This window comes from Bacteroides sp. AN502(2024) (assembly GCF_041227145.1).
In the GTDB taxonomy this organism is placed as follows: domain Bacteria; phylum Bacteroidota; class Bacteroidia; order Bacteroidales; family Bacteroidaceae; genus Bacteroides.
In genome coordinates this window covers 760,055-772,656 of record NZ_JBGFSP010000003.1, presented here as the reverse complement: position 1 = coordinate 772,656, position 12,602 = coordinate 760,055, and the positions used below count along the sequence as shown (strand labels likewise).

The window sequence follows — 12,602 nt, the reverse complement described above, 5'->3', positions numbered from 1 at the left end:
GGTTAGGGCAACGTCACCGAGAAATGTTGATTCGGAGTATGTTGCTCAAAAATGATAGCTTTCATCTTTGCCACCATATCAGGATGTCGGAGTGCTATATCGTTGTCCTCGTGAATATCTGTTTTCAGATTGTAGAGAGATGGTTTTCCCTTTTTGACGATTAGTTTCCAGTCACCCATGCGCACGGCTATTTGATTCGTTTCATTGAATTCCCAATACAGGAAGTCGTGTTGTTTCTGTCTCTTCTTGCCCAGCAAAGTGGGGGCGAAAGAGATACCGTCGAAATAATCGACCTCTTTTTCCTGGTTACGGTATTTCTTCTCGTAGTTCTTGATGCCGGCTATATCGCAGAAAGTAGGCATCAAGTCATAGAAAGCACAAATGTGGTCGCTCACCTCACTGGCAGGTACACGTCCCGGCCAACGGGCGATAAACGGAATACGTATGCCGCCTTCGTGACACTGGCGTTTCAGTCCGCGCAGCTTTCCGTCTCTGCCGAAGAAAGTAGGATCGGCTCCGCCTTCCTCGTGAGGACCGTTGTCACTGGAGAAGATGACCAATGTGTTCTCGTCCAGTCCTTTCTCTTTCAGCTTTTTCAGAACGTCACCCACGTAATGGTCCAGGCGGGTAATCATTCCGGCAAACTGAGCGTGTGTATGCGTGATGGCATTGTAGCGTGAACCTTTGCTGCCTTTGAATACCTTATCCGGGTCGAACTTCGCTTTATATTCGTTCAAGATGGAATCTTCCGGCTGAACCAATTCCGCATGAGGTAATGTATAGGTAAGGATGCCGAAGAACGGTTGTTGGCTGTCTTGCTTATCCAGCCATTCCATGGCTTTCTTGTGAATCATATCGGCGGAATATTGCGACCGTTTCCGGTAATCGGGGCCATACATCGGGTATTTGATGTTTTCGTCCATTACCACACGTATTACTCCGGTGTCACCCAACGCTTTGCTGTAACGGTTCAGGAAGTTGGGATAGTAGAGATGGGCTTGGTATTGGCAGATATAGCCATAGTACTCGTCTATGCCTCGTTTGTCGGGAGTAGAGGAGGAGCCTTCGTAGCCGCCTGCCCATTTGCCGAACATTCCTGTAGTATAGCCGTTATCCTTCATGATTTCCGGCAAAATGATATGTTCCGGGTCGTAAGGGTGCTGTCCTGCTATTGACGGTTCTTCGTTTTCTCCGTACATGACGATAGGAGCGTTTCTCCAATATTCTTTGTTACCGCGCACTTCGCAGTGACCGCTGTGTTGCCCTGTCATAAACGAGGCCCTGGAAGGAGCGCTGACGGGGCTGCCTGCATAGGCTTGTGTGAAGCGCATCCCTTCTTTCGCCATCGCATCTATGTGAGGGGTGCGTATGAATGGCTGACCGTAGCATCCCAAATCGCCATATCCCATATCATCACAAAGAATGAACAGGATATTCGGTCGGGTATTCTTTTTCTGTGCATTGGCGGATAAAGCGGATATGAGCAGTGTGCCGCTGATTATGGAGATTGATTTATAATCCATTAGGCAGTGTCGCTTTTTAAGGTTGAATGAATGTGCTGAATGATTCGCTTATCATATCTTTTCCATCGCGTACGCTTTGGAGAATAGTTTGCAGTTCGGTCACTTTCTCAGGCATTTCCTTTGCATGATTAGTCACCTCTTTTACTTCCTGCATCTTATAGAGTTGTGGCTCTTTGGCGTTTCCGGTTTCTATCTTCGGTCCCCACTGAATCATTTCCGTTATTGGGTTCGATATATTTCCAGTCTTTGGTGCGGACGGATAAAGTGTGGTTAGCAGCCTGTTCGATCACCCAAGGACGGTCTTTCTTTTCTTTGCCCAACCAGCTTCCGAGGAAGTTGTAGCTATCCGGTGCAGTGTTCTTAGGCATGGTAGCTCCGGTCAAAGCAGCCAAAGAAGCCAGCCAGTCTATTTGGGATACCAACAAATCGGAAGTCTTGCCTTTTTTCACTTCTTTCGGCCAACTAAGGATAGCAGGAATACGAGTTCCACCTTCGAAAGCGCTGTATTTATTACCTCTCAGTGGTCCGGCAGGAGTGTGTCCATTCAGCAATTCTTCCGCTTTATCATCATATCCGTCATCGACTACCGGACCATTGTCGCTTGAAAGGATGATGAGTGTGTTTTCTCTCAAGCCCAGTTTTTCAAGTGTGTTCATAATTTCGCCGACACAGTAGTCGAACTGTACGATAGCATCACCTCTCAGTCCCATCGGGTTCTTTCCTCTGAAACGGTCGTGAGGGAAGCGGGGAACGTGTACGTCATTGGTAGCGAAGTAGAGGAAGAAAGGTTTGTCTTTGTTTTCTTCGATGAACCGGATGGCGTGTGTAGTCAGTGAATCTGCTATATTTTCATCTTTCCAAAGTGCCTTGCCGCCACCTTTCATAAAGCCGATACGAGAAATTCCGTTGACGATAGACATATCATGTCCGTGGCTGGGCTTGAGATTATACAGCAGTTCAGGATTGCTTTTTCCGGTAGGTTCGCCTTCAAAATTCTTCCGGTAACTGATTTCGATAGGGGCGTTCGGGTCATAGTTGGCTACCTTTCCGTTTTCGATATATACACAAGGTACACGGTCGGCTGTGGCTGCCATGATGTAATGGTAGTCGAACCCTAAATCACCCAGTGCACAAGGTAGTGGAGCGTTCCAGTCCTGTGTGCCGGCTTTGTCGCCAAGTCCCAAGTGCCATTTGCCGATGGCTGCGGTAGTGTATCCTGTACTTTTGAACATATCTGCCATGGTGTATTGTTCAGGGCGGATAATCATTCCGGCGTTTCCGGCAGCTACATCCGTTCCTTTTTTGCGCCATGCATATTCTCCTGTCAGCATGGAGTAGCGTGAAGGCGTGCTGGTGGCGGCTGTTGCATGAGCGTTGGTGAAAAGAATACCGGATTTAGCCAGTCGGTTGACATTCGGAGTTTCTACGTTTTTAGCTCCGTAACATTGCAAGTCTCCGTAGCCGAGGTCGTCGGCGTAAATGAATACGACGTTCGGTGTTTTTGACTTTTCGGGGATGGTTTGTTTGGGAACTTTGTTTGCGGCTGTGGCTGCACAGGCAACAGAAGATAAAAGGGTAAAAAGAAAAGGCCGTTCCATTGTTTTCTTTGTCGGACACATCTTTTTCATCATCTGTTTAACTTAATTCAATGATTTCTTCATTGCAATCAGTCAGTTTCTCTATTCCTTCATTGGTGACCACCCAAGAGTTTTCTATTCCGACAGGTCCTACGCCCGGCAGGACGATTTTCGGTTCGAGGGCGAATACCATTCCCGGTTCCAGTTCCTGCTTCATGCGGGGGGCGAGTACCGGGGCCTCATTGATTTCGAGTCCGATGCCGTGCCCGATAAACTTGGCTTGCTGTCCTGTACCCATGAACTTGTCGGCAAATCCGGCTGCTTTGACCACTTCGACTGCTGTGTCGTAAAGCACTTCACAAGCAATGCCAGGTCTGGCAGTGGAAGCAATCTTCTCCTGGATATCCAGACAAACCTGATGGGCGGTATAAGCCTCTTCGGGCAGTTTGCCGATGGAGAATACACGGCTCATGTCACTCATGTATCCGTTGAAGTTGCCACCTAAGTCTACCATGACACTTTGTCCCTCTTTTAACGGGGTCTTGTTGGCCCCTCCCGGAAGGGCCGGGTCAAGTCCTTGACCACCTAAGGCGAAATCATAAGGAGAGGGGTATCCGGCATTGTCCCCGGTCAGCACACTGCCCATGAAGATTTCCATGCTGCGTCCGAACACCCGGAAAATTCCGAGGCAACCTTGCAGGCGCATCAAGCGTTCTATTTCGATGGAAAACTCGATGTCCGTCATGCCGGGACGATAAACACTTGGAATCTGCTTATAAGCCTTTGCGTGGGCGATGCCCGAGCGGCGGAACATTTCGATTTCGATAGGAGTCTTTACACTGCGTGCCTGACGAATCATCGGGGTTCCATTTACCACTTCCGCTTCAGGGAAGAGGTTTGCCAAGCGGCAGTATTCTGTATAAGGAAGTTCGTCACCTTCCAGCATCAGTTTGGTTGGCATCGGCAATCCTTGTTCTTTCAGCAGATCAACGATTTGTTCCGGTTTGCGGATAGAGAACGAGTGTTCTCCCGTGATATTATTAGGGCGTTTGAAAAACAACAGTGCAGGCGAATGAAGAGGGAGGTAAAGGTAGCCACTGACTACACAGCCATACGTATAAATTAAATTTGCATTACAAGTGATTAGCGCGGCATCGATGCCTTGTAACGCCATCAGGCTGCGAATCTTATCGCGGCGGAATTTTAATTCGGGTTGTAGCATTTTTATTTATTACTTGATTATTAATTATAAAGCCCATGATAGTAAATTATTAGTTGTGAGTTATTGATCGCATATAACAAATTCACAAACTATCATTGAATCTATCCTATCATTGCTATTTCACTTTCGGTTTGCTGCTGCAAATCTAAGGTGCCACAAAGATAATTAATTCCGGTGAAAATAACGTTAAACTCAAAAAAATAGCGCTACCCGCGTCCTGTCACAGGAGGCGAGCAGCGCAAACCACAAATACAAATACAACTAAACAAAGTCTTTTAAACAATGCCTTGTCCCATCATTGCGTGAGCCACTTTCATGAATCCGGCAATGTTGGCACCCTTCACATAATTAATGTATCCGTCGGGTTCCGTGCCGTACTTCACGCATTGTGCATGGATGCCGTGCATGATTGCATGGAGTTTTTCGTCCACTTCGGCTGCACTCCAGCTTAGGTGCATGGCGTTTTGAGACATCTCCAGACCGGAAGTCGCAACACCACCTGCGTTGACAGCCTTACCCGGAGCATACATTGTCTTATGTTCAATGAAAAGGTCGATTGCTTCGGGAGTACATCCCATGTTGGAAATCTCTCCGACGCAAAGTACGTTATTGTTGATGAGATTTTGAGCATCTTCTCCATTTAATTCATTCTGGGTGGCACACGGGAGTGCGATGTCTGCTTTCACTTCCCACGGGCGCTTGCCTTCTACAAAGGTAGCGTTCGGATATTTCTCGGCATAAGGAGCCACAATATCGTTACCGGAAGCGCGCAGTTCGAGCATATAGTCAATCTTTTCACCGCTGATACCATCCGGGTCGTAGATATATCCGTCCGGACCGGAAATCGTGATTACTTTGGCACCTAGTTCGGTAGCTTTCGTAGCTGCTCCCCAGGCAACGTTACCGAAACCGGAGATTGCCACTGTCTTACCTTTTATATCAATCCCTTTGGTCTGAAGCATCTGATTGACAAAATACAGTCCTCCGAAACCGGTAGCCTCCGGACGGATCAATGAACCGCCGAATTCCAATCCTTTACCAGTGAATGTACCGGTAAATTCACGAGTCAGTTTTTTGTACATGCCGAACATATAGCCCACTTCACGTCCTCCTACACCGATATCACCGGCAGGCACATCCATGTCGGGACCGAGATGGCGCCACAACTCCAGTATAAATGCCTGACAGAAACGCATGATTTCAGCATCACTCTTACCGCGCGGAGAGAAATCGGAACCACCTTTACCGCCACCCATAGGCAGGGTAGTCAGTGCATTCTTGAATGTTTGTTCGAAACCGAGGAACTTCAGAATGGAAAGATTAACGGATGCATGGAAACGGATACCGCCTTTATAAGGGCCTATCGCATTGTTGAATTGTACACGATAGCCGAGGTTGGTCTGTACCTCGCCTTTATCGTCCACCCATGTCACACGGAAAGTGAAGATGCGGTCGGGCTCCACCAATCTTTCTATGATTTTAGCTTTTTCAAATTCAGGATGTTGGTTGTAGATATCTTCGATAGAAAGAAGCACTTCCTTCACTGCTTGAAGATATTCAGATTCACCGGGATGCTTTGCCTCTAAAGAGGACATGATTTTCTGGATGTTCATGATACTATATTTTAAAAGGTTAATTCTGATAAAATGTCAAATAACTCACTGCAAATATAGGGAATTTTTTCAATGTTACTTATTTTAATGCGAATATTTTGATTAAATAATGATAAAATGATAGTGGGAAGCAATCGGTATCAAGTATTCTGTGCTAATACTTAATACTTTAAATATAAATCCGGGCACCGATCGCTTCCATCGGATAGTATGGGTAGTTAATCAGAGATAAACGAGTAAACTTTATAAAGAAGATGATGGAAAATGAAATTTAAAGAATTAACTTTGCAAAATGTGATTCTACAGATAGACGATTTGAAACTAGGAAAGGAGAACGACTTTATGCTTAGTAAATATAAATTGAACCAGCTTTACTTCAAAGACACTCAATTTGCCAACCTGATGACAAGGCGGATTTTTAACGTGTTGTTAATCGCTAACCCTTACGATGCTTTTATGTTGGAAGATGACGGGCGTATTGATGAGAAGATTTTCAATGAGTATACGTCTTTATCTTTGCGTTATCCGCCTCGTTTCTCACAGGTCACTACGGAAGAGGAAGCATTGGCGCAGTTGGAAAATATGTCGTTCGACCTGGTGATTTGTATGCCGAGCACGGGAGATAATGACAGTTTTGACATCGGTCGGCACATCAAAGAGAAATATGAGCATATTCCTATTGTCATTCTGACTCCTTTTAGCCACGGTATTACCAAACGGATTATCAATGAAGATTTGAGTGCGTTTGACTATGTATTCTGCTGGTTGGGTAATACCGACCTGTTGGTGTCTATCATCAAACTGATAGAGGACAAGATGAATCTGGAGCACGATGTGCGGGAAGTCGGCGTGCAACTGATTCTTCTGGTGGAGGATGGCATCCGGTTCTATTCTTCCATTTTGCCGAATCTGTATAAGTTTGTGTTGAAGCAGAGTCAGGAGTTCTCTACGGAAGCCTTGAATGCCCACCAACGTACACTTCGTATGCGCGGGCGTCCTAAGATTGTACTGGCGCGCACCTACCAGGAGGCGATGGAAATTTATCATAAGTATCAGAATAATATATTAGGAGTAATTACCGACGTCCGTTTCCCGAAAGTGGATCGGGGAGAGAAAGACGGTTTGGCAGGTATCAAGTTGTGTGCCGAGATACGTAAAAGCGATCCGTTCGTTCCGTTGATCATCCAGTCCTCCGAGTCGGAGAATGCATCTTATGCAACCAAGTACGGTGCCAGCTTTATCGATAAGAATTCGAAAAAGATGGATGTTGATTTGCGCCGTATCGTTTCCGATGATTTTGGTTTTGGTGATTTTATTTTCCGTAACCCGGCTACCGGAGAAGAGATTGCCCGTGTCCGGAATTTGAAAGAGTTGCAAAACATACTTTTTGCCGTACCTGCGGAATCTTTCCTCTATCATATCAGTCGGAATCATGTGTCGCGTTGGTTCTATTCCCGTGCCATGTTCCCCGTAGCCGAGTTCTTGAAACCGATCACCTGGAATAGTCTTCAAGATGTGGATGCTCACCGGAAAATCATCTTTGAGGCGATTGTGAAGTATCGCAAGATGAAGAACCAGGGAGTCGTGGCCGTGTTTAAGCGGGACCGTTTCGACCGTTATTCCAACTTTGCCCGTATCGGAGATGGCTCTTTGGGAGGAAAGGGGCGTGGACTGGCGTTTATCGACAATATGGTGAAGCGTCATCCGGAGTTTGAAGAGTTTGAGAATGCGCGTGTTGCCATTCCTAAAACGGTGGTGCTTTGTACGGATGTGTTTGATGAATTTATGGATACCAATAATCTGTATCAGATTGCGCTGTCGGATGCGGATGATGCTACGATTCTGAAATACTTCCTGAAGGCAAAGTTGCCCGACCGCTTGGTGGAGGACTTTTTTACTTTCTTTGATGTCGTGAAATCACCGATTGCCATTCGCTCTTCATCTTTGCTTGAAGATTCCCATTATCAGCCGTTTGCCGGAATTTATAGCACCTACATGATTCCTTATCTGGACGATCGGTATGAAATGTTGCGTATGCTTTCCGATGCCATCAAAGGAGTGTATGCTTCGGTCTATTTCCGTGACAGCAAAGCATATATGCAGGCCACTTCGAATGTGATCGATCAGGAGAAGATGGCTGTTATCTTGCAGGAAGTGGTTGGTAACCAATACGGTGATCGTTATTACCCGTCCATGTCCGGTGTGGCACGTTCGCTCAATTATTATCCGCTGGGGGATGAAAAGGCGGAAGAGGGAACGGTTAACCTGGCTTTGGGATTAGGGAAATATATTGTGGACGGCGGCATGACTCTTCGTTTCTCTCCTTATCACCCCAATCAGGTGTTGCAAACCAGTGAAATGGAAATCGCCCTGAAAGAGACACAAACCCGTTTCTATGCTTTGGACATGAAAAATGTCGGACAAGATTTTTCCATCGACGATGGTTTCAATTTGCTGAAACTTCATGTCAAGGAGGCGGAAAGCGATGGTGCCCTGCGTTATATCGCCTCTACGTATGATCCGTATGATCAGATTATCCGGGACGGTTTATATCCCGGAGGGCGTAAAGTGATTACTTTTGCGAATATCCTGCAACATGATGTTTTCCCGTTGGCCCGTATTCTGCAGTTGGTATTGAAATATGGTGAACAGGAGATGCGTCGTCCGGTTGAAATAGAATTTGCGGCTACGATGAGTCGTGAACATGATAAAACCGGAACGTTCTATCTGTTGCAGATACGTCCCATTGTGGACAGCAAAGAGATGCTCGACGAAGATCTGAACGAGATACCGGATGAAGAGGTGATTCTCCGTTCGTATAATTCGTTGGGACACGGTGTCATGAATGAAATTTATGATGTGGTTTATGTAAAGACCGATCATTATAGTGCCTCCAATAATCAGGCAATTGCCTGGGAGATAGAAAAGATCAACCAACAGTTCCTGAACGAAGGAAAGAATTATGTACTTGTAGGTCCGGGACGTTGGGGTAGCAGCGATACATGGCTGGGTATTCCGGTGAAGTGGCCTCATATATCGGCTGCCCGTGTGATTGTGGAAGCCGGTCTGACTAATTACCGAGTAGATCCCAGTCAGGGGACACACTTTTTCCAGAACCTGACCTCTTTCGGGGTGGGATATTTTACGATCAACGCCTTTATGAATGATGGGGTTTATAATCAGGATTTCCTCAATGCACAACCGGCAGTGCAGGAAACGAATTATCTCCGTCATGTTCGCTTTGAAAAGCCTGTGATAGTCAAGATGGACGGTAAGAAGAAGTTGGGAGTCGTCTTGATGCCGGGAACTTAGTCGATGAGTCAGTACAGGGTGATCGGTTACTTCCCCATCGAGTTGAAAAGTATATAAGTATCTGCAACCTGCAACAATATCGATGTATTTTATTAGTAAACAATCAGTTACAGCGTTGCAGATACCTGTTGCAGATGGTGGCAGATGTCCCTTATCTGCAACAGGGTATAAACAGCAAATCTTACCTTGTAAATGTTTTAATCTATATATGATATGCCGTTTCCTTACGTTGAAACGCCAGTTTCCCCGTATGGAAACGCAAGTTTCTCTGTATGGAAATTCTTCCATATATCATACTTCTTAATTACAAAGATAAATGGATTTAGGGAAATAACGCTTTTCCCTTTTCTTAAATTATAATTTTGATTTGAAAAATGGTGTATTATAAGGTGTTTTGGGTGTATTTCTTTAAAAATAGAACAGAAACAAGAAAAATAGACCTTGCGAGGGTGTAGAAATAGTAGTTACTTTGCAACGGTGAAATTTTGGTATCTGTGCGATGGTATATCGCGCATTTGCTTTTATTAATTAAAAAGAGAAACTAGAAATGAAAAAGAATTTATTTTATTATCTATTTGCAGTATTATGCACTGCATCATTGTTTACGTCTTGTAGTGATGAGGAAGAGGGTCCTAATCCGCCTGTAAATCCCTTGGTAGGTGTGTATCGTTTAAGTGATTATGAGACAGCGGAATTTACGATGGCGGAAGGAGAGGATCCCATCCAGAATTTTCCAATGGCAGGTCCTTTGTATGCAAACTGGAATGCAGGGGAAGAACTGTTTCCAGTAGCAGCAAATGGAATGTTTCGTATGATGGGAGCAGCTATGCTTCCGCAGGTATTGAATACGATTGAGCTGAAAGAGGATGGAAATATCGTTGCTTCCTATATAGATAAACCGACTTTGCAGGGGACGGATAAATTTATGGAATGGGCTATGGGAGGATTGATGGGGAGAGCGTTTCCCGAGAAATCCACGATTACTTCATTGGCTGCTACCTCAGGTTTTATGACTTCACCCACCGGACTTGCTACATGGACTGAAAGTAATGGTAAAGTGGTGGTGAAACTGAATATTACCAATATTTTAGGTACTGCTCTTGGAGGTCAGGATGTAAGCGGTTTGGAAGCAACCATCAATCAGATACTGACAGGAGAGCCTGCTGTTTTAAAAGGATTATTGAAAAGTTTGTTCCAAATTGATTTGACGAATGTAACTGATGCTTCCATTCGTCAATTGCAGGGATGGGCACTGAACGGTATTCCAATGAATAAGAAGGAAGAAGGTGGAAGAACATATCTGTATTTGGATAAATCGGCTTTGGATGCTTTTATGGTACTTCGTGACACCGGAGAGATAGATGAGGATTTGGAAGAACCGATTATGAAAAACGATTTGATGCATGTATGGGAGGCGTTGTCCGGTGCTAATTTGATTCCGGCAGAGGCTGCCTCAGCACGTGCGCTCATACAGATGATTTCAGCCTACTGGAGTATGACCAATTCCTTTGATCTTGGTTTGGATTTGGTGAAACAACAGTAAATAACAGAATTTATTGAGAACTGAAAAGGGTTGGAAGCTGAATGGAGCTTCCAACCTTTTTTGTTTTTGCTGTATTGCAGAGTGTATTCAAGGCGCAAAAACAAAGTGTTTCGCGGCTTGAAACAAAGTGTTCACCGTATTGAAACAAAGTGTTCACCGTATTGAAACAAAGTGTTCACCGTATTGAAACAAAGTGTTCCACCATATTGAAACAAAGTGTTTGACTTATACTAGAAATGGTTGTCACTTTTAGAGGCTAGTTACTAAATAAGTTGTCACATTCTGTTATTCATAACTAAAACAGTTGTTAGTTTCTTCCCTTTGCTCCTAAGATAGTTGTCATACGTAAAAACAATGGACAAATCTGAGTGTGCTCGGGCTCTCGGTAAAAGTCAATAGGGTTCGACACCCTATTGGCTTTTGTGAGACAATGGCTTAAACCGTCATGTCCCGGGTTCTCGGTATCGCAAATATAGTATTTATTTATCATATGGAACCTTATTTTTTCCACAATGATTTTCCCGGCACCTCTCCATGATATACGTCCATGGGTTTTTTCATACCTATGCTCATATGCGGTCGTCCATTATTATAGAAGTCAATCATTCGCGTAATCTGCTCCCGTGCCATCTCTTTATCCCTGAACAGCGACATGCCGTATATCCATTCCGTTTTCAGGATGCCATTCATCCTTTCTGCTACCGCATTGTCCGTCGGGTTGTAATCTTCAGTCATGCTCACACGTATATGATGAGTGACCAGTGTGTCGATATAGGCATCGCAGGCATACTGTACCCCCCGGTCGGAATGGTGGATTGTGCCGCAAAGATTGCCACCTCCGGCCTCATTGATGGCCTGTTCCAGTGCCTGTAGCGTATATTCGGCATGCAAACTGGGAGAGAGCACCCATCCTAAAACGGCATGTGAGTACATGTCCGTTACAAGATGGAGGTAGCATACGCCACCTTCAATCCAGATGTAAGTGATGTCACATACCCAGATATGGTTCGGGTATTGTGCCGTTACCCCCTTGATCAGATTCGGATACTTCTTGTAAAGATGGTGGGAGTCCGTCGTATGCCTGGGTTTCTTCGGGGGCAGCATAAGGCGTTCCGAACGCAGCAGATGAAGGAAGGCATCCCGCCCTCCGGTTATCTCGCTTCCATAAAGGGAGCGGAGCTCATGGTATAATTTCAAACCACCGATGCCCGGAGCCTTTGAGCGGTAGAAGAAGACGGCATCCAAGATGGCTGTTCTGATCTGATGACGCGACAAAAGATTTTTTTTCTTTTTGTAATAGGCCTGGGAAGACATGCCAAACAGTCCGCAAAGGGTTTTCACACTGATGTGAGGAAACTCTTCACGAAGGCCGGTGACTATTTGGCACCATCTTTTTTTAAGATGGAAATCCCTTCTTCTCTTTCTGTGAGTTCAATCAGTCTTTCAAAGGCATGGGAACGAAGTTTTTCAAGTTCCAAAGCCTTTCTCAGACGCAAATTTTCCGCTTCAAGAAGTTCTTCTTTAGATTTTGATTTTGGATTCTTTTTCATTTGAAGATCTGACAGAAGTTCGGGGGACAAAGATAAGGAATCCGAATCAATTGCATAACACTTTTGCCAACGCAGAATATAAGTATGGTTGGGTAAACCCCATTTCTTGGCAGTAGCAAACATTGACAAACCGCTACTGAAGTAATCACGGAGAACTTCCAATTTGAAAGTCTCAGAATAAATCTTACGAGATAATTTAGACATAATTTTTCTTTTTTTATGTCTCTAAAAAGGTGTCAACCTAAATCCGTATAAGACAGTT

The 12,602-nt window shown here is 44.9% G+C and carries 7 protein-coding genes and 1 pseudogene; 2 read left to right on the top strand and 6 right to left on the bottom strand.

Annotated elements, in window-relative coordinates:
* Positions 1–2 precede the first annotated feature (2 nt).
* The 4 genes and pseudogenes from AB9N12_RS03055 to gdhA form a co-directional block, all read right to left on the bottom strand.
* A complete protein-coding gene (locus AB9N12_RS03055; protein WP_369889571.1) occupies positions 3–1,523 on the bottom strand; it encodes an arylsulfatase in 1,521 nt (506 codons plus the stop codon).
* Between the two features lie 16 nt (positions 1,524–1,539).
* Positions 1,540–3,121, bottom strand: a pseudogene (locus tag AB9N12_RS03050) (arylsulfatase).
* Between the two features lie 37 nt (positions 3,122–3,158).
* Entirely contained in the window at positions 3,159–4,322 is a 1,164-nt protein-coding gene (locus AB9N12_RS03045; RefSeq protein WP_369889570.1) for a M24 family metallopeptidase, read from the bottom strand.
* Between the two features lie 275 nt (positions 4,323–4,597).
* Positions 4,598–5,935, bottom strand: coding sequence for an NADP-specific glutamate dehydrogenase (gdhA, locus tag AB9N12_RS03040; protein ID WP_369889568.1), 1,338 nt, complete (start codon positions 5,933–5,935; stop codon positions 4,598–4,600).
* 342 nt (positions 5,936–6,277) lie between these two features.
* On the opposite strand from gdhA, the gene AB9N12_RS03035 reads away from it, so the two are divergent.
* Both AB9N12_RS03035 and AB9N12_RS03030 read left to right on the top strand, forming a co-directional pair.
* A complete protein-coding gene (locus tag AB9N12_RS03035) occupies positions 6,278–9,247 on the top strand; it encodes a PEP/pyruvate-binding domain-containing protein (protein ID WP_369892789.1) in 2,970 nt (989 codons plus the stop codon).
* A 547-nt stretch (positions 9,248–9,794) separates the two neighbouring features.
* Positions 9,795–10,790: a DUF4925 domain-containing protein gene (locus tag AB9N12_RS03030; RefSeq protein WP_369889566.1), complete on the top strand. Its 996-nt coding sequence runs from the start codon at positions 9,795–9,797 to the stop codon at positions 10,788–10,790.
* Positions 10,791–11,288: 498 nt separating this feature from the next.
* On the opposite strand, the gene AB9N12_RS03025 is transcribed toward AB9N12_RS03030, so the two are convergent.
* A complete protein-coding gene (locus AB9N12_RS03025) occupies positions 11,289–12,131 on the bottom strand; it encodes an IS3 family transposase (protein WP_369889013.1) in 843 nt (280 codons plus the stop codon).
* A gap of 35 nt (positions 12,132–12,166) precedes the next feature.
* On the bottom strand, positions 12,167–12,544 hold the full coding sequence (locus tag AB9N12_RS03020; RefSeq protein ID WP_369889012.1) for a hypothetical protein: 378 nt from the start codon (positions 12,542–12,544) through the stop codon (positions 12,167–12,169).
* Positions 12,545–12,602 lie beyond the last annotated feature (58 nt).

What these genes read in the sequence shown, in the direction of transcription:
- AB9N12_RS03055 (WP_369889571.1), bottom strand. Translation starts at nt 1,523, where the DNA reads ATGGATTATAAATCAATCTCCATAATCAGCGGCACACTGCTCATATCC.
- AB9N12_RS03045 (WP_369889570.1), bottom strand. Translation starts at nt 4,322, where the DNA reads ATGCTACAACCCGAATTAAAATTCCGCCGCGATAAGATTCGCAGCCTG.
- gdhA (WP_369889568.1), bottom strand. Translation starts at nt 5,935, where the DNA reads ATGAACATCCAGAAAATCATGTCCTCTTTAGAGGCAAAGCATCCCGGT.
- AB9N12_RS03035 (WP_369892789.1), top strand. Translation starts at nt 6,278, where the DNA reads ATGCTTAGTAAATATAAATTGAACCAGCTTTACTTCAAAGACACTCAA.
- AB9N12_RS03030 (WP_369889566.1), top strand. Translation starts at nt 9,795, where the DNA reads ATGAAAAAGAATTTATTTTATTATCTATTTGCAGTATTATGCACTGCA.
- AB9N12_RS03020 (WP_369889012.1), bottom strand. Translation starts at nt 12,544, where the DNA reads ATGTCTAAATTATCTCGTAAGATTTATTCTGAGACTTTCAAATTGGAA.